This is a genomic window from Pseudomonas sp. HLG18, assembly GCF_051903985.1.
Taxonomy (GTDB): domain Bacteria; phylum Pseudomonadota; class Gammaproteobacteria; order Pseudomonadales; family Pseudomonadaceae; genus Aquipseudomonas; species Aquipseudomonas fluorescens_BT.
In genome coordinates this window covers 871263-889936 of the sequence record NZ_CP195831.1, presented here as the reverse complement: position 1 = coordinate 889936, position 18674 = coordinate 871263, and the positions used below count along the sequence as shown (strand labels likewise).

Here is an 18674-nt window from a genome sequence, read left to right as displayed (position 1 = left end):
GCGGGATTGAAGAGCAAATGATTACCCCGTGTCGGCGCCCTCACGAGCAGGGGGTTGGGTACGAACCGCCAAATCGCAGGCATAAAAAAACCGCAGTGGGCGAAACCCATGCAGTTCGGTGTCGATTCGTTCGATGTTCGTTAAGGTGGTAACCCTACCAGCCACACCCCGGCACACAATGTTCCCGCTGTGGCTGCTGCCTTCCGGCTCTGACCAGGTTCACGGGTAATCGTTGCGGGGGGACCGATAGGGTCACCATAACGACACTCACCTGTCGGCGAGCCGCGCCATTGTACCTATCTGAGACGAAGTTACAACCGCTGGTTGCAGATTAAAAATATGAAGGGCTTCAAGCACTTGCTATTGCGCCTGAAGCACCTCGTCCGCGCGGCCGCCCTCCTGCTGGATCACCAGATGAATGAAGTGCAGCTTGGCGATCGCCGCCGGCGGCAGGACGAAGGGATAGAAATCCGGCTGGCCCATGCTGCGCGACAGTTCGTTGAGCATGCCCGCCAGTTCGATCCACGCGTTGACGAACGACAGGAACGCCGTGCCGCCGGGATGTTCAGGGTCGTACAGCGTACTCGACGGAAACGGCTGGTAATCCAGGTCCATCTCCCGGGCGCTCATGCCGAAACCCAGCGCCGTGTCTACCGCGTCCATCATGTGCAGGTAATGCGCCCAGGTTTCCGCCCAGTCTTCCCACGGGTGCATGGTGGCGTAGGCGCTGACGTAATGCTGCGACCAGTCCGCCGGCGCACCCTGTTGATAATGCCGCTCCAGCGCTTCGGCATAACTGGCGCGTTCGTCGCCGAACAGGTTGCGGAACGAACCCAGCCACGGGCCGTTGTCGATCAGCCGATCCCAGTAGTAATGCCCGACCTCATGGCGAAAGTGCCCGAGCAACGTGCGATAAGGCTCGTGCATCTGCGCCCGGACCCGCTCACGGTGGGCGTCGTCGGCTTCTGCGATGTCGAGGGTGATCAGGCCGTTGGCATGGCCGGTCATGGGCGCGTTGCCTTGCAGATCGACGCCGATGAAATCGAACGCCAGACCAGTGTCTTCATCGACGGTTTTCGGGATGACCTGCAGGCCGAGGCTGATCAGTTGCGCCACCAGTCGGCGTTTGGCGATTTCCACCTTGCGCCAGCGTTCGGGGTTTTCCGGGACGGAAAGATCGGGGATGGTGCGGTTCAGAGCGCAGGCCGCGCACAGTGTGTCGTGATCGTTGGCGGGCAGCAGCCAGTTGCAGGCCGCCGGGGTATCGAGGTTGGCGCAGCGCCGGAACAGCCCGGCCTCGGGATCGACGTCCAGCATCCAGGTGCCTTCCTGCGGCCCCGGTTGCAGCGACGTCAGCCGACTGTGTTCCGGTTGATAACCCAGCGCCGCGTTGCAGGCCAGGCACTGGCTGTTGCGAAAGAACAGCGACTGGCCGCAACGACACGGCCAGACCTTGCTGTTGCGCGAGGATTCGCCCATGAACGGCGCGACGATGCGGGAACTGAGCTGCTCGAAAAAGCGGTACATGGCGATCTCTCCCTTGGGCTTGCCAAGACTAGATCATTCCCGCGAGTTGATCGTTCCCGCGCGTTGCGTCAGGCGGAGATACCGTGCCCTTTCAGGAACGCGATAAACGCCTCTTCATCCATCACTTTCACGCCCAGTTCGTTGGCCTTGGTCAGTTTCGACCCGGCACCCGGCCCGGCCACCACACAGTGAGTCTTGGCCGACACGGAGCCGGCGACCTTGGCGCCAAGGCTTTCCAGGTGTTCCTTGGCGACGTCGCGGCTCATCAGCTCGACCTTGCCGGTCAACACCCAGGTTTCCCCGGCCAGCGGCAGGCCTTCGACGACTTTCTTTTCGCTCTTCCAGTGCATGCCAAAAGCGCGCAGTTGCTTCTCGGCGTCTTCAGCCAGTTGACGATGCTCGGGCAAGGCGAAAAACTCGCGAACCGAGTTGGCCTGCTTCTCCGGCAATGCCTGGCGCATGTCCAGCCAGTCAGCGTTCATCACCCCTTCCAGCGACTCGAACTTGTCCGCCAGCTTCTGCGCCCCGCCCGGCCCGACCGAAGGAATGTGCAGCTTGTCGAGGAAGCCGCCCAGGGTGGTGCTGGCGGCAAACTCGGCGCCCAGCTCACCCTGATCCTGAATCTGCAAACCGTGACCCAGCAACTCGGTGATCACCTGCTGGTTGTGCGCATCCTCAAAGAAGCTGTGAATCTCGTGGGCCACTTCCAGGCCGATGTCCGGCAGGTACGTCAGCACTTGCGGCAAGGCTTGCTGAACACGCTCCAGCGACCCCAGCGAACGCGCCAGCACCTTGGCCGTCTCCTCGCCGACATCCGGAATGCCCAGCGCATAAATGAAGCGCGCCAACCCCGGTTTCTTGCTGTCTTCGATGGCGGCCAGCAACTTGTTGCTCGACACCTCTGCAAAGCCTTCCAGGTCGACGATGTCGTCGAACTTCAGGGCGTAGAGATCGGCCGGCGAACTGACCAGACCTTCGTCGACCAGTTGCTCGACGCTCTTGTCGCCAAGCCCTTCGATGTCCATCGCCCGACGGGAGACGAAGTGAATGATCGCCTGCTTGAGTTGCGCACCGCAGGCCAGTCGGCCGACGCAGCGATACACCGCACCTTCGCTGATGGTTTCCTTGCCCTTGCTGCGCTTGACCAGTTGCGTGCGCTCGACGTGAGATCCGCACACCGGGCAGCTCTCGGGAATCTGCACCGGCCGCGCATCTTCGGGACGACGCTCGGTCACCACCTGCACCACTTGCGGAATCACGTCACCGGCGCGGCGAATGATCACTGTGTCGCCAATCATCAGTCCCAGCCGGGCGACTTCGTCCATATTGTGCAGCGTGGCATTGGCCACGGTGACGCCGGCCACCTTGACCGGTTTCAACCGCGCCACAGGCGTGACAGCACCGGTACGACCGACCTGGAATTCCACGTCGAGCAATTCGGTGAGTTCTTCCATCGCCGGGAATTTGTGCGCAATGGCCCAGCGCGGTTCACGTGCGCGAAAGCCCAGTTCGCGCTGGTCGGCAATGCTGTTGACCTTGAACACCACGCCATCGATTTCATAAGCCAGCGCGTTCCGGCGCTCACCGATATCGCGGTAATAATCCAGGCATTCACCGATGCCCTTGGCCAGTTTCAATTCGTGGCTGATCGGCAGGCCCCAGGCTTGCAGTTGCTTGAGGTTGCCGATGTGAGTGTCGGAAATATCGTGGGACACCTGTCCGATGCCGTAGCAGCAGAATTCCAGCGGGCGGTTGGCGGTGATCTTCGAATCCAGCTGACGCAGGCTGCCGGCGGCAGCATTGCGCGGGTTGGCGAAGGTCTTGCCGCCGACTTCCAGTTGCGAGGCGTTGAGGCGTTCGAAACCGGCCTTGGACATGAACACTTCGCCGCGCACTTCCAGGGTCGCCGGCCAGCCTGTGCCGTGCAGCTTCAGCGGGATGTTGCGCACGGTGCGGACGTTGACGCTGATGTCTTCGCCGGTGGTGCCGTCGCCACGGGTGGCGCCGCGCACCAGCAAGCCGTCCTGATACAGCAGGCTGACCGCCAGGCCATCGAGCTTCGGCTCGCAGCTGTATTCCACCGCCGCGCCACCGCCGAACAGGTCGCCGGCCGGCAGGTCCAGACCTTCGGTCACCCGGCGATCGAACTCACGCATGTCGGTTTCTTCGAAAGCGTTGCCGAGGCTGAGCATGGGTACTTCGTGACGCACCTGGGTGAACGCGGTCAACGCCACGCTGCCGACGCGCTGGGTCGGCGAGTCGCTGGTGATCAGTTCCGGGTTGGCCGCTTCAAGTGCCTTGAGCTCATGGAACAACCGGTCGTACTCGGCATCCGGAATGCTCGGTTCATCGAGGACGTGGTAACGGTAGTTGTGCTGATCGAGTTCAGCGCGCAGCTCTAGAATGCGGTCTTTGGCGGCAGTCATGGGTGTTCTCTCATAAAGCAAAAGAGCAGCCGAGGCTGCTCAATCTATTTTGCCGATTGCCTCTTTATCGCGAGGCAACCTTTTCAATCAACGCTTCTGGGTCAGGGCGCGACGTTCGAATTCGACGATGCGCTGACGGTAGTGCTCGATGGTCTGCGCGGTCAGGACACTGCGCTGGTCATCTTTCAATTCACCGTTCAGTTCCTGGGACAGCTTGCGGGCTGCCGCGACCATCACGTCAAAGGCCTGCTTCGGATGACGCGGGCCTGGCAGGCCGAGGAAGAAGCTCACCGCCGGGGTGCTGAAATGGTCGATGTCGTCCAGATCGAAAATGCCCGGTTTGACCGCGTTGGCCATGGAGAACAGGACTTCACCGTTGCCGGCCATGCTTTCGTGACGGTGGAAAATGTCCATCTCGCCGAAACGCAGACCGCTTTCCAGAATGTTCTGCAGCAGTGCCGGGCCCTTGAAGCCGGCCGGGTCGCGGCAGATCACGCTGATCACCAGCACTTCTTCGGCTTGCGGCTGATCTTTATCGGCCACTGCCGGCGACGCCTTGGCGGCAGGCTCGACGAAATCATCGTCGCGGCTGCTGAAGCTAGGGCCGCCGTCCAGATCCAGATCAAGGTTCAGGTCGCCCTGGGCCGGACCATTGCCGCCCCGCTTGCCGCGCTTGGAACCGGATTCGCGAGGCTCGCGTGGTTCGCGGGCCGGCATGCTTACCGATGGCAGGTCGTGTTCGTCCAGTTGCGGCTCTTTATGGGTATCCAGCACGCGGGCCGGGCCCAACAGCTCAGCGCTGGTGTCCTCGTCCGGCAGGTTGGACAGACTTCGGTCAAGACGGAATTTCAGTTTTCCCTTGCCGCCGCGCATACGGCGCCAGCCATCGAAAAGAATACCGGCTATCACAATGATGCCGATGACGATCAGCCACTCGCGCAGACCGATTTCCATGTAATCCCGTGCCTCTATAAAAAATGCTGAAAAATAAGGGGTTTACATTGTGCAAACCGCTTTAAAACGTGGCGCCAACTCTATGTTCTGACAGGCGTTTTGCCCACGTATACGAAAAATTGACATTAAACTAGCACGACCAAAGACAACTTTACACCGTCTGTCTCATTGGCTTGCGCGATTATGTCGATTGGCCAGCAAGTCGAAGCCGGTAAATATGTCCTACAGACTACAAATACCTTTTCCGACAGCGCCGGCTCAGGCATCCACCATTGCCATCGCCTCCTCGACATCCACGGCTACCAGTCGCGAACAACCCGGCTCGTGCATCGTCACGCCCATCAACTGGTCAGCCATTTCCATGGCGATCTTGTTGTGGGTGATATAGATGAACTGCACGGTCTGCGACATCTCTTTGACCAATCGTGCGTAGCGTCCAACGTTAGCGTCATCCAGTGGTGCGTCAACTTCATCGAGCATGCAGAACGGCGCCGGATTCAACTTGAAGATCGCAAAAACCAGCGCCAGTGCGGTCAGGGCTTTTTCGCCACCGGACAGCAAATGGATGGTGCTGTTCTTCTTTCCGGGCGGCTGCGCCATGATCGTCACCCCTGTATCGAGTAGATCTTCGCCCGTCAGTTCCAAATAGGCGCGCCCTCCACCGAAAACTTTCGGGAAAAGGGCCTGTAAACCGCCATTGATCTGATCAAAGGTATCTTTGAAACGGTTACGGGTTTCCTTGTCGATCTTGCGGATGACGTTTTCCAGAGTCTCCAGTGCTTCGACCAGATCGGCGTCCTGAGCATCCAGATAACGTTTACGCTCGGATTGTTGCGTGTATTCGTCGATCGCCGCGAGGTTGATCGCGCCCAGGCGCTGAATGCGTGCGGCGATGCGTTCCAGTTCTTCTTCGGCCTCCTTCTCACTGGCCTCGGCGCTCAAGGTATTGAGCACGCCATGCAAATCGTAGCCGTCTTCCAGCAGTTGATCCTGCAGCGCCTTGCGGCGCACGGTCAGGGCCTGCCATTCCATGCGTTGCTGTTCGAGCTGGCCACGGATCAATTGCGATTGCTGCTCGGCCTGGGTCCGGCGCTTTTCCGCGTCGCGCAGTTCACGGTCGGCGTCTTCCAGGGCGATTTGAGCAGTCTTGAGTTCATCGTCGACGCTCATGCGCTTGTCGAGCAACTCTTCGAGTTTCAGGCGCAGCTCTTCCAGCGGTGCCTCGCCCTCCTCCAGATTAAGACTGAGCTGTTCACGTTTTTCAGTGAGGCGCTCGGCCTGCATTTCCAGACGTTCAAGGGCCTGACGGGTCGAATCATGCTGCGCCCGCAGCGAGCCGAGACGCACGGCCAATTGATGGGCGTGGTCCTTGTGCTGACGGGCTTCCTGACGCACGCGATCCAGCCGCTCGCGCAGGCTGTCGCGCTGGGCCAGCAGCAATTCGCGCTGCTCGGTGTCGAGGGCCATGGCGTCGAGGGCGTCCTGCAACTGGATCCGCGCTTCGCCGATGCTTTCGTGCTCCAGCGCACGCTGTTCAGCGAGTTCGACCAGTTCCTCATCGAGACGGGTGCGGCGCAGGTTCAACTGTTCGGCCTTGGCTTTGCCGGCGGACAGCTGGGCTTTCAATTCGCCTTGTTGGCGGGCCTCGTCTTGCAGCAAACGACGCAGATGTTCGCGGCCGTTTTCCTGCTGACGCTGTTGCGCGCGCAGGGTCTGCAAACGGGTTTCCATGGCCTCGACCGTGGCTTCGCGTTCTTCGCGTTCCAGATGCAGCGCTTCGATTTCCTGACCGCGCGCGAGCATGCCGCTTTCGGCTTCGCTGGCGCGGCGTACCCGCAGAAAATGCCGGCCGACCCAATAACCGTCGCGACTGATCAGGCTCTGCCCGGCAGCCAGTTGGCCGCGCAGGGCCAGCGCCTGTTCAAGGCTGTCGACCGGTTTGACCTGAGCGAGCCAGGACGACAGATCAACCTGCGCCTCGACCTTGTCCAGCAGGCTGCCCGGCATGCGCACGCCGTCATTGCCGGGACTGAGCAAACGCAGATCGCCCTGGGCAAAACCGGACAGATCGAAACCATCGAAATCATCCACCAGCACCGCTTGCAGGTCGGCGCCGAGCACGGTTTCCACCGCCAGCTCCCAACCAGCCTCGACCTTGAGGCCTTCGGCCAGACGCGGACGCTCGGCGAGGTTGTGTTCCTTCAGCCATTCGGCGGTGCCGGTACCCGGATCGAGCGCGGCCTGCTGCAAGGCTTCCAACGATGCGAGGCGACCATTGAGGCGCTGCAAATCGCCCTGCGCCTGCTGCTGCGCAGTCAGTGCCTGCTGCAATTCCTGGCGCAGCTGCTCAAGTTTTTCGACCTGGGCTTCTTCGCTGGTCTGCAGATCTTCAAGGGTGGCCTCGGACTCGGCGAGCTGTTCGCTGAGTTCCATGATTGCCGCGTCTTCCGGATCGGCCGACAGCAGCGCCCGCTCTTCGCCCAGACGCTTTTGCCGATCAGCCAGACGCTCCATGCTGGTTTCCAGCTGCTGGATGCGCGACTGCTGCACTTCGGCCTGACGGCGCGGTTCGGCGGCGGTCAGGTTGAAGGCGTCCCACTGCTCCTGCCAGCCATGCATGACGGTTTCGGAATCTTCCAGCGCAGCGGCGGCTTCTTCGGCGGCGGCGTTGGTGATTTCCTGCTCGGGGGTCAGTTGATCGAGCTCTTCGCCGAGGGTCAGCAGCAACGTGCGGTCGTGACCCAGGTGCGATTCGGTTTCGAGGCGCGCGCGTTCGGCTTCCTTCAAGTCGTCCTGCAACTGACGCAGACGCTGCTGACCGTGCTGGATGCTCTGCTCGACCCGGGCGATGTCGCCGCCGACCGAATAGAAGCGCCCCTGCACCAGATTGAAGCGCTCGGACAGGTCATGGTGACCGTCGCGCAGCCGCTCAATCGCCGCATCGGCGTTGCGTTGTTCTGCGACCAGCGCTTCGAAGCTGATTTCCTGGTTGCCGATGATCGATTCGCGCTGGCCCACCTGATCGTTCAGATCCTGCCAGCGCAAGGCCGACAGTTGCGCCTTGAGCTGGCGCTCTTCGGCCTTGAATTCCTGATACTTCCTGGCGGCCTCGGCCTGACGGTGCAAGCGTTCGAGCTGGCGTTCGAGTTCTTCGCGCAGGTCGGTCAGACGGGCAAGGTTTTCGTGGGTGCGGCGGATGCGGTTTTCGGTCTCGCGCCGGCGCTCCTTGTACTTGGAGATACCGGCGGCTTCTTCGATGAAGTTACGCAGGTCTTCGGGCTTGGACTCGATCAGCTTGGAGATCATCCCCTGCTCGATGATCGAGTAACTGCGCGGGCCGAGGCCGGTGCCAAGGAAGATGTCGGTGATGTCGCGACGACGGCATTTGGCGCCGTTGAGGTAATAAGTGGTCTGGCTGTCGCGGGTCACTTTGCGGCGGATCGAAATTTCCGCGTACGCCGCCCACTCGCCCAGCAGCGTGCCGTCGGAGTTGTCGAACACCAGTTCGATGCTCGCCTGGCTCACCGGTTTGCGGCTGGTCGAGCCGTTGAAGATGACGTCGGTCATCGACTCGCCGCGCAGGTTTTTCGCCGAACTTTCGCCCATCACCCAGCGTACGGCGTCGATGATGTTCGACTTGCCGCAACCGTTCGGCCCGACGACTGCCGCCATGTTGCTGGGGAAGTTCACCGTGGTCGGGTCGACGAAGGATTTGAACCCCGCCAGCTTGATGCACTTGAGGCGCAAGGTCAGGCAACCGTCAGGGCGGACACCACCAGATCGCAGCTGCGCTGGGCGTAAGCCGTCAGCACGATGCGGATCTGCGGCAGGTCACGGGCAAGGACGGCGGCCAGCAAGCGTTCGAACAATTCGAGGAACTCGCTCATCTCGGCCTTGCGCTGCTCCAGCGCGAGGAAGTACGCACGGCTCATGGCCGGTTGCAGGTTTTCGACGGTTTCCTGCAGGTACGGGTTGTTGGCGAATGGATACGCGGCGCGCATCACGTTGAAGCTGTCGTCGACGAAGGTGCGGATGTCCTGACGCTCGTAGCTGGCGGTCAGGCGTTGCTGGATCTGCACGAACGGCGCCATGTCGGCCTGGACTTGCCAGCCATTGGCCACTGCATTGCCGAGCAGGATGTACAGCTCGCTCATCAACGTGCACAGGCTCTGCACCTTGTGCGCCGTCAGCTCTGTGACGTGGGCGCCGCGGCGCGGCAGGATCGCGATCAGGTGACGGCGCTCGAGGATCAGCAAGGCTTCGCGGACCGAGCCGCGGCTGACGTTCAGCGCCAGCGTGACCTTCTGTTCCTGGATACGCTCTCCCGGCTTCATTTCGCCGCGAATGATCCGTTCGGCGAGGTGGTGAGCGATTTGCTCGGCGAGGCTGTCCGGCGCCTTGAACGTCATGGTTGTCCTTCAAACTCTTCGATCTGCACAAGCGGCGCAGTGTAGCGCAATGCGCGGTCATGGCGGAGTGCCCGCACAGCGGTTTTTGGCACGAATCCCGCAAAAAAGCGCTTGATCCAATGAGGGTCAATACTGAAGAGACACGTGGTTGAGCGACAAAACGGTTTTTCCTGACCTTTAAGTCAGAAAACCATTGACCGAAAAGTCAGACCTGCTAAATTCGGCTCAAGTCGCTCAACAACAATAATGAGTCTGCGAGGCCTTCCGTGATCCAGTTTTTACTTAACCAGGAACTCCGTAGCGAGCACGCCCTGGACCCGAACCTGACTGTGCTCAACTACCTGCGTGAACATGTGGGTAAATCCGGCACCAAAGAAGGCTGCGCCAGCGGTGACTGCGGCGCCTGTACGGTGGTGGTCGGCGAGTTGCAGACGGATGACGATGGCCGCGAGCACATTCGCTATCGCAGCCTCAATTCGTGCCTGACGTTCGTTTCGTCGCTGCACGGCAAACAGCTGATCAGTGTCGAAGACCTCAAGCACAAGGGCGAACTGCACAGTGTGCAGAAAGCCATGGTCGAGTGCCACGGTTCGCAGTGCGGTTTCTGCACCCCCGGGTTCGTGATGTCACTGTTCGCCCTGCAAAAGAACAGCGATGCACCGGATCAGGCCAAGGCCCACGAAGCGCTGGCCGGCAACCTCTGCCGGTGCACCGGCTACCGGCCGATCCTGGCCGCTGCCGAACAATCCTGCTGCGGCAAGCAACCGGACCAGTTCGACGCCCGTGAAGCGCAAACCATCGCCCGCCTCAAAGCCATTGCCCCGACATCGATCGGCGAACTCAACAGCGGCGACAAACGCTGCCTGGTGCCGCTGACCGTGGCCGACCTGGCCGATCTCTACGACGCTTATCCACAGGCTCGGCTGCTGGCCGGCGGTACCGATCTGGCGCTGGAAGTCACGCAGTTCCACCGCACCCTGCCGGTGATGATCTACGTCGGCAACGTCGCCGAAATGAAGCGCATCGAGCACTTCGAGGATCGCATCGAAATCGGCGCCGCCACCGCCCTCTCCGACTGCTACGAAGCGTTGAACGCCGAGTACCCGGACTTCGGCGAGCTGCTGCACCGCTTTGCCTCCCTGCAAATCCGCAACCAGGGCACGTTGGGCGGCAACATCGGCAACGCTTCGCCGATCGGTGACTCGCCACCCCTGCTGATCGCCCTCGGCGCGCAGATCGTGCTGTGCAAGGGCGAGACCCGCCGCACACTGGCGCTCGAGGATTACTTCATCGATTACCGGGTCACCGCGCGTCAGGAAAGCGAGTTCATCGAGAAAATCATCGTCCCTCGCGCCACGGCTGAGCAGCGCTTCCGCGCCTACAAAGTCTCCAAACGTCTGGACGACGACATCTCTGCCGTCTGCGCCGCGTTCAACCTGCGGGTCGAGAACGGCGTGATCACCGACGCCCGCGTCGCCTTCGGCGGCATGGCCGCGATCCCGAAACGCGCCGCGCACTGTGAAGCCGTGCTGCTCGGCCAGCCGTTCAACAACGCTGTCATCGAGCGCGCCTGCACCGCGCTGGGCGAGGATTTCACCCCGCTCTCGGACTTCCGCGCCAGCAAGGAATACCGCCTGCTCAGCGCGCAGAACCTGCTGCGCAAATACTTCATCGAACTGCAAACACCGCACATCGAGACTCGGGTGACCGCTTATGTCTAACCATCACGGCGTAGAGAAAACGCAAGCTGAACTGGCCGAACTGTTCGCCAAAGACCTGACCACCGGCGTCGGCCGCAGCGTCAAGCACGACAGCGCCGCCAAGCATGTGTCCGGTGAAGCGCAGTACATCGATGACCGCCTGGAATTCCCCAACCAGTTGCATGTTTACGCGCGGTTGTCGGATCGCGCCCACGCGAAAATCATCAGCATCGACACCAAACCCTGCTACGCCTTCGAAGGCGTGCGCATCGCCATCACCCACGAAGACGTGCCGGGCCTGAAAGACATCGGCCCGCTGCTGCCGGGTGATCCGCTGCTGGCCATCGATGACGTGCAGTTTGTCGGTCAACCGGTGCTGGCCGTGGCCGCCAAGGATCTGGAAACCGCCCGCAAGGCCGCCATGGCCGCGATCATCGAATACGAAGATCTGGAACCGGTGCTGGACGTGGTCGAAGCCCTGCGCAAACGCCACTTCGTGCTCGACAGTCACACCCATCAGCGCGGCGATTCGGCCAACGCGTTGGCCACGGCTGAACATCGCATCCAGGGCACGCTGCACATCGGCGGCCAGGAACACTTCTATCTGGAGACGCAGATCTCCTCGGTGATGCCGACCGAAGATGGCGGCATGATCGTCTACTGCTCGACCCAGAACCCCACCGAAGTGCAGAAACTGGTGGCCGAAGTTCTCGACGTGTCGATGAACAAGATCGTGGTCGACATGCGCCGCATGGGCGGTGGTTTCGGCGGCAAGGAAACCCAGGCCGCGAGCCCGGCGTGTCTGTGTGCGGTGATCGCACACCTCACCGGCCAGCCGACCAAGATGCGTCTGCCACGGGTCGAAGACATGCTGATGACCGGCAAGCGTCACCCGTTCTACGTCGAGTACGACGTCGGCTTCGACAGCACCGGGCGTCTGCACGGGATCGCGATGGATCTGGCCGGTAACTGCGGCTGCTCGCCTGACCTGTCGGCCTCGATTGTCGACCGCGCAATGTTCCACTCGGACAACTCGTACTACCTGGGCGATGCCACCATTAATGGTCACCGCTGCAAGACCAACACTGCGTCGAACACCGCCTACCGTGGTTTCGGCGGCCCGCAAGGGATGGTCGCGATCGAAGAAGTGATGGACGCCATCGCCCGTCACTTGAACCTCGATCCGCTGGCCGTGCGCAAGGCCAACTACTACGGCAAGACCGAGCGCAACGTCACCCATTATTACCAGACCGTCGAGCACAACATGCTCGAAGAGATGACCGCTGAACTTGAAGAAAGCAGCCAGTACGCCGAGCGCCGCGAAGCGATCCGTCGCTACAACGCCAACAGCCCGATCCTGAAAAAAGGCCTGGCGCTGACCCCGGTGAAATTCGGCATTTCCTTCACCGCCAGCTTCCTCAACCAGGCCGGTGCCTTGGTGCACGTCTACACCGACGGCAGCATCCACTTGAACCACGGCGGCACGGAAATGGGCCAGGGCCTGAACACCAAGGTTGCGCAGGTCGTGGCCGAAGTGTTCCAGGTGGAAATGGACCGGGTACAGATCACTGCGACCAACACTGACAAGGTGCCGAACACCTCGCCGACCGCGGCCTCCAGTGGCGCCGACCTGAACGGCAAAGCGGCGCAGAACGCTGCCGAGACAATCAAGCAGCGGCTGGTCGAATTCGCCGCGCGGCACTACAAAGTCAGCGAAGAGGACGTGGAATTCCACAACGGCCACGTGCGGGTTCGTGACCACATCATGACCTTCGAGGCGCTGATTCAACTGGCGTATTTCAATCAGGTGTCGCTGTCGAGCACCGGGTTCTACAAGACCCCGAAAATCTACTACGACCGCAGCCAGGCTCGTGGCCGACCGTTCTACTACTTCGCCTTCGGCGCGGCGTGCTGCGAAGTAATCGTCGACACCCTGACCGGCGAATACAAGATGCTGCGCACCGACATCCTCCACGACGTCGGCGCCTCGCTGAACCCGGCCATCGACATCGGCCAGGTCGAGGGTGGCTTCGTCCAGGGCATGGGCTGGCTGACCATGGAAGAACTGGTCTGGAACAATAAAGGCAAGCTGATGACCAACGGCCCGGCCAGTTACAAGATCCCGGCCGTGGCGGACATGCCGCTGGACCTGCGGGTGAAACTGGTGGAAAACCGCAAGAACCCGGAAGACACCGTGTTCCATTCCAAGGCTGTGGGTGAGCCGCCGTTCATGCTCGGCATCGCCGCGTGGTGCGCAATCAAGGATGCGGTGGCCAGTCTGGGCGACTACAAGCATCAGCCGAAGATCGACGCGCCGGCGACCCCGGAGCGGGTGTTGTGGGGTTGCGAGCAGATGCGTCAGCTCAAGGCGGTGAAAGCCGTCGAAGCTGAAACCGAGCTGGCTCCGCTTTAAGGACCGAGGCGCGGCCTTCGCGAGCAAAACCGCTCCCACAGGGATATGTGCTGACTGTTGGACTTGTGCAAATCCAATGTGGGAGCGGGCTTGCTCGCGAAGAGGCCCGAACAGACAACGACAGATGTCGAGGTGAACATGTACAACTGGATCGACGCCCTCGCCGACCTGCAGAACCAGGGCGAACCCTGCGTTCTGGTGACGATCATCGAAGAGCTGGGCTCGACGCCGCGCAATGCCGGCTCGAAAATGGTCGTCAGCGCCCGCCAGACATTCGACACCATCGGTGGCGGGCACCTGGAATACAAAGCCATGCAGATCGCCCGCGAGATGCTCGCCAGCGGCAAGCAAGACACCCATCTGGAGCGCTTCAGCCTCGGCGCCAGCCTCGGCCAGTGCTGCGGCGGCGCTACGGTGCTGTTGTTCGAACCAATGGGCCAGGTGCAGGCGCAGATCGCTGTGTTCGGCGCCGGTCATGTGGGTCGCGCACTGGTTCCCTTGCTCGCCAGCCTGCCCTGCCGGGTGCGCTGGATCGACTCCCGGGAAGAGGAATTCCCCGAGCAGATTCCCCACGGCGTGCGCAAGATCGTCGCCGAGGAACCGGTGGATGAAATCGACGACCTGCCCGCCGGCAGCTACTGCATCGTCATGACCCACAATCATCAACTGGATCTGGAACTCACCGCCGCGATCCTCAAGCGCAACGACTTCACCTGGTTCGGCCTGATCGGCTCGAAAACCAAACGGGCCAAGTTCGAACACCGCTTGCGTGACCGTGGCTTCGACGCCAGTGTCGTGCAACGCATGCGCTGCCCGATGGGCATCAGCGAAGTCAAAGGCAAGTTGCCTGTGGAAATCGCCATCTCCATCGCCGGCGAAATCATCGCCACCTATAACGCCAATTTCGGCCAGCACACCGCCAGCGCCGAACCGATTGCCAAACTGCTGCCGGTTTCGCGCCGCAGTCAGGCCGCCACACTCAAAGCCTCAAACTGATTAGAGAACCCTCATGCCTCTGACTCGCAAAGCCTACCGCGCCGCCATCCTGCACAGCATCGCCGACCCTGCCGAGGTCGGCATCGAAGCCTCCTACGAGTATTTCGAGGACGGCCTGCTGGTGGTCGATGGCGGCAAGATCAGCGCCCTCGGCCACGCCAGCGAACTGCTGCCGACGCTGCCGGCGGATATCGAGATCACGCATCACCAGGATGCGCTGATCACCCCGGGCTTCATCGACACCCACATCCACCTGCCGCAGACCGGCATGGTCGGCGCCTACGGCGAACAGCTGCTGGACTGGCTGAACACCTACACCTTCCCGTGCGAAAGCCAGTTCGCCGACAAGGCCCACGCCGATGAGGTCGCGGACATCTTCATCAAGGAACTGCTGCGCAACGGCACCACCACGGCCCTGGTGTTCGGCAGCGTGCACCCGCAATCGGTGAACTCGTTCTTCGAAGCGGCCGAGAAGCTGGACCTGCGGATGATCGCCGGCAAGGTGATGATGGACCGCAACGCGCCCGACTACCTGACTGACACCGCTGAATCCAGCTACACCGAGAGCAAGGCGCTGATTGAGCGCTGGCACGGCAAGGGTCGCCTGCATTACGCCGTGACCCCGCGCTTCGCCCCCACCAGCACTCCGGAACAACTGACCCTCGCCGGGCAGTTGCTGACTGAATACCCGGATCTGTACATGCAGACCCACATCAGCGAGAACCTCAAGGAAATCGAGTGGGTCAAGGCGCTGTTCCCGGAGCGCAAAGGCTATCTGGACGTCTACGACCACTATCAGTTGCTCGGTGAGCGCTCGGTGTTCGCCCACGGCGTGCACCTGTGCGACGAAGAATGCGCGCGCCTGGCGCAAACCGGTTCGGCGATCTCGTTCTGCCCGACGTCGAACTTCTTCCTTGGCAGCGGCCTGTTCAACCTGCCGATGGCCGAGAAGCACAAGCTGAACGTCGGGCTCGGCACTGACGTCGGCGGTGGCACCAGTTTCTCGCTGCTGCAGACCCTGAACGAAGCCTACAAAGTGATGCAGCTGCAAGGTGCGCGCCTGAGCCCGTTCAAATCGCTGTACCTCGCCACCCTCGGCGGCGCGCGAGCCCTGCGCCTGGAAGACAGGATCGGCAACCTGCAACCGGGCTCCGACGCCGACTTCCTGGTGCTGGACTACAACGCCACGCCGCTGCTGAGCTATCGCTTGAAGCAGTCAAACAACATTGCCGAGACGTTGTTCGTGCTGATGACGCTGGGCGATGACCGCACCGTTGCCCAGACCTACGCGGCAGGTGCGCTGGTGCACCAGCGCTGAGTTTCCCCCAAGGCAAAAAAATCCCCCGACAGCGTTCAGCTCCGGGGGATTTTTATTGCCTGTCAGGACGCCTTCGCGAGCAAGCCCGCTCCCACAGGGGGAATGCATTTCAAATGTGGGAGCGGGCTTGCTCGCGAAGGCCGCGACTCGGTGCCGGTCAGAGCTTGGCCGCCGGACGCCCCGGCTTCCTGGTCTGCAACAGATGCGAGAACACCGCATGCAGATCGTCCGAAGCACTTTCCTCGTCGAGGTTGAGTTTGCTGTCGATGTGATCCATGTGATGCATCATCAAATCTACGGCCAGCTCACCGTTGCGCGCTTCGATGGCGTCGATCAACTGAGTGTGCTCGTCGTAGGAACAGTGCGAACGGTTGCCGCTTTCATATTGCGCAATGATCAGCGACGTCTGTGAAACCAGGCTGCGCTGGAAGCTGATCAACGGCGCATTTTTCGCCGCTTCGGCCAGTTTCAGGTGGAATTCGCCGGAGAGACGGATACCCGCGCCGCGGTCGCCACGGGAGAAGCTGTCGCGTTCGTCGTTGACCATCTGGCGCAGTTCGGCGATCTGCTCGGCGGTGGCGTGCTGCACCGCCAGCTCGGTGATTGCGCGCTCCACCAGACGCCGGGCGAGGAACACCTGACGCGCTTCTTCAACGCTCGGGCTCGCCACCACCGCGCCACGGTTCGGCCGCAACAGCACCACGCCTTCATGGGCCAGACGCGAGAGCGCGCGGCGAATGATGGTGCGGCTGACCCCGAAAATTTCCCCCAGCGCTTCTTCGCTCAACTTTGTACCGGGCGCCAGGCGTTGTTCGAGGATGGCCTCGAAGATATGCGCATAGACGATATCGTCCTGGGTTCCGCTGCGGCCGGCTTTGCCTGCTCGCGGTTGTTTCTTGAGGGGTTGCAACTGTTCGTTCATGGGCACTCGAGTCGGGAAGAACGGCGGCGAATTGACCGTGACTGTAATACGGCACAGTGGGTCGCTGGCAAGTATCGCGTAAAAAACAGCGCGATTGTACACAATGGAAGGTGGCAACACGACTGTACGGCTGTTTGTGACTTCGGCTGTATTGCAACGCATCGTTACGTTTGAGTTTAGGCTTAAACCCGAAATCCGTGGCTTGAACAAGGAACGCCGCTGTCATGAACGAAATCACCCACACCCGACTGCGCCCCTTTGCGGACACATCGCCCTCCGCCATCGTCGCCGGATTCATCGCGATGATGACCGGCTACACCAGTTCGTTGGTACTGATGTTCCAGGCCGGGCAGGCCGCGGGCCTGAGCAGCGGGCAGATTTCCTCGTGGATCTGGGCGATCTCCATCGGCATGGCGGTATGTTCGATCGGCCTGTCGCTGCGCTATCGCACGCCGATCACCATTGCCTGGTCGACACCCGGCGCAGCCCTTCTGATCACCAGCCTCGGCGGCGTCACCTACGGCGAAGCCATCGGCGCCTACATCACCTGCGCGGTGCTGGTGACGATCTGCGGTCTGACCGGCAGCTTCGAACGCCTGGTGAAAAAAATCCCGGCCTCCCTTGCCGCCGCATTGCTGGCAGGGATTCTGTTCAAGATCGGCAGCGAAATCTTCGTCGCTGCGCAGCACCGTACCGGCCTGGTGCTGGGGATGTTCTTCACTTATCTGGTGGTCAAGCGCCTGACGCCGCGTTATGCGGTACTCGCTGCGCTGCTGATCGGCACCGCGCTGTCGGGCTTCATGGGGCTGCTGGATTTCAGCGGCTTTCATCTGGAAGTGGCAACGCCGGTCTGGACCACGCCGCACTTTTCTCTCGCCGCGACCATCAGCATCGGCATTCCGTTGTTTGTCGTAGCGATGACCTCGCAGAACATGCCCGGCGTCGCCGTGCTGCGCGCCGACGGCTATAACGTCCCGGCCTCGCCGTTGATCACCACCACAGGCATTGCCTCGCTGCTGCTGGCGCCATTCGGTTCTCATGGCATCAACCTGGCGGCCATCAGCGCGGCGATCTGCACCGGGCCCCATGCCCATGAGGATCGCAACAAGCGTTACACCGCGGCGGTGTGGTGCGGGATTTTCTACGGGATTGCCGGGGTGTTCGGCGCCACGCTGGCGGCGTTGTTTGCCGCGCTGCCCAAGGAACTGGTGCTGTCGATTGCCGCGCTGGCGCTGTTCGGTTCGATCATCAACGGCTTGAGCATTGCCATGACCGAAGTGAAGGAACGGGAAGCGGCGCTGATCACTTTCATGGTCACGGCGTCGGGGCTGACGCTGTTTTCCATCGGTTCGGCCTTCTGGGGGATTGTCGCGGGAGTGTTGACCTTGCTGATCCTCAACTGGCGCAAGGCCTGATGCCTGATTAAAAAGCAGGCATAAAAAAACGGCGACCCCAGGGTCGCCGTTTTTTTTTGCATCACTTGGCCGCGTTGATCGGCTTTTCCGGATACCAGACGTCCAGCAGCGGACTGATTTCAGTAGTGGTCAGCTCGGAGCGGGTTTTCAGCCAGGCTTCAACGGCAGCGCGCTGCTCTTCGGAAACCGAGCCACGCTTCTGCAGGCAAACCAGACCGAAGTCTTCGCCGCCGACATAGCCCAGACCGTTGGCTTCCATGGCTTCTTTGATGAATGCTTCGAGGAAAGCGTCAATGGCTTCTTCGGACAGGTCTTCTTTGAAGCCCAGGTTCAGTTCGAAACCCAGCTCTTGAAATTCATCGACGCACAGTTTTTTGCGCAGACGCTGGGAACGGTTAGTCGCCATTGGAACAATCCTCTTAAGTAATAACGGCCGGCACTTTACCAGTTTAAGGCGGCGATTGCCCGCCTATCCGGGACGTGCGTACGACCGCCCGTAAAAAAATAACCCATCGGGCCCCTTGGGAAAGGCACAAGCTGTTACACCTTGGGGCATAATGCCGACACTTTCATGACCACTGAGGGCCTTTTCAT

General features: G+C 61.3%; 12 protein-coding genes and 1 other RNA gene. 5 read left to right on the top strand and 8 right to left on the bottom strand.

What is annotated here, in order from left to right:
- Nucleotides 1-152: 152 nt before the first annotated feature.
- From ffs to ACSPX5_RS04175, 6 genes are all read right to left on the bottom strand, one after another.
- Nucleotides 153-249, bottom strand: an RNA gene (ffs, locus tag ACSPX5_RS04200) — signal recognition particle sRNA small type.
- Nucleotides 250-360: 111 nt separating this feature from the next.
- Nucleotides 361-1527 carry a zinc-binding metallopeptidase family protein gene (locus tag ACSPX5_RS04195; RefSeq protein ID WP_439820993.1) on the bottom strand — a complete coding sequence of 389 codons (1167 nt, stop codon included), beginning with the start codon at nt 1525-1527 and terminating at the stop codon, nt 361-363.
- A 68-nt stretch (nt 1528-1595) separates the two neighbouring features.
- Complete coding sequence (ligA, locus tag ACSPX5_RS04190; protein ID WP_169429578.1) at nt 1596-3953, bottom strand: NAD-dependent DNA ligase LigA; 2358 nt, start codon at nt 3951-3953, stop codon at nt 1596-1598.
- An 87-nt stretch (nt 3954-4040) separates the two neighbouring features.
- Nucleotides 4041-4907: a cell division protein ZipA gene (zipA, locus tag ACSPX5_RS04185; RefSeq protein ID WP_169429577.1), complete on the bottom strand. Its 867-nt coding sequence runs from the start codon at nt 4905-4907 to the stop codon at nt 4041-4043.
- Between the two features lie 258 nt (nt 4908-5165).
- Complete coding sequence (gene smc / locus ACSPX5_RS04180) at nt 5166-8654, bottom strand: chromosome segregation protein SMC (protein WP_439820992.1); 3489 nt, start codon at nt 8652-8654, stop codon at nt 5166-5168.
- A 2-nt stretch (nt 8655-8656) separates the two neighbouring features.
- Nucleotides 8657-9316 carry a GntR family transcriptional regulator gene (locus ACSPX5_RS04175; RefSeq protein ID WP_065259722.1) on the bottom strand — a complete coding sequence of 220 codons (660 nt, stop codon included), beginning with the start codon at nt 9314-9316 and terminating at the stop codon, nt 8657-8659.
- A 266-nt stretch (nt 9317-9582) separates the two neighbouring features.
- Between ACSPX5_RS04175 and xdhA the strand changes: the two genes are divergently transcribed.
- From xdhA to guaD, 4 genes are all read left to right on the top strand, one after another.
- Nucleotides 9583-11037 carry a xanthine dehydrogenase small subunit gene (gene xdhA / locus ACSPX5_RS04170; protein ID WP_323161652.1) on the top strand — a complete coding sequence of 485 codons (1455 nt, stop codon included), beginning with the start codon at nt 9583-9585 and terminating at the stop codon, nt 11035-11037.
- Nucleotides 11030-13429: a xanthine dehydrogenase molybdopterin binding subunit gene (xdhB, locus tag ACSPX5_RS04165; protein ID WP_439820991.1), complete on the top strand. Its 2400-nt coding sequence runs from the start codon at nt 11030-11032 to the stop codon at nt 13427-13429. The genes xdhA and xdhB overlap by 8 nt, the downstream gene beginning before the upstream one ends.
- A 138-nt stretch (nt 13430-13567) precedes the next feature.
- Nucleotides 13568-14425: a xanthine dehydrogenase accessory protein XdhC gene (xdhC, locus tag ACSPX5_RS04160; protein ID WP_169429573.1), complete on the top strand. Its 858-nt coding sequence runs from the start codon at nt 13568-13570 to the stop codon at nt 14423-14425.
- 13 nt (nt 14426-14438) lie between these two features.
- A complete protein-coding gene (gene guaD / locus ACSPX5_RS04155) occupies nt 14439-15743 on the top strand; it encodes a guanine deaminase (RefSeq protein WP_439820990.1) in 1305 nt (434 codons plus the stop codon).
- A 157-nt stretch (nt 15744-15900) separates the two neighbouring features.
- On the opposite strand, the gene ACSPX5_RS04150 is transcribed toward guaD, so the two are convergent.
- Nucleotides 15901-16665 carry a GntR family transcriptional regulator gene (locus tag ACSPX5_RS04150; RefSeq protein ID WP_065259727.1) on the bottom strand — a complete coding sequence of 255 codons (765 nt, stop codon included), beginning with the start codon at nt 16663-16665 and terminating at the stop codon, nt 15901-15903.
- A 224-nt stretch (nt 16666-16889) separates the two neighbouring features.
- Here ACSPX5_RS04150 and ACSPX5_RS04145 point away from each other — a divergent pair, with 224 nt between their 5' ends.
- A complete protein-coding gene (locus tag ACSPX5_RS04145; protein WP_169429571.1) occupies nt 16890-18080 on the top strand; it encodes a benzoate/H(+) symporter BenE family transporter in 1191 nt (396 codons plus the stop codon).
- Nucleotides 18081-18141: 61 nt separating this feature from the next.
- Here ACSPX5_RS04145 and ACSPX5_RS04140 read toward each other — a convergent pair whose 3' ends face one another.
- Nucleotides 18142-18486, bottom strand: a complete 345-nt coding sequence (locus tag ACSPX5_RS04140; RefSeq protein ID WP_085711916.1) for a YggL family protein — start codon at nt 18484-18486, stop codon at nt 18142-18144.
- Nucleotides 18487-18674 lie beyond the last annotated feature (188 nt).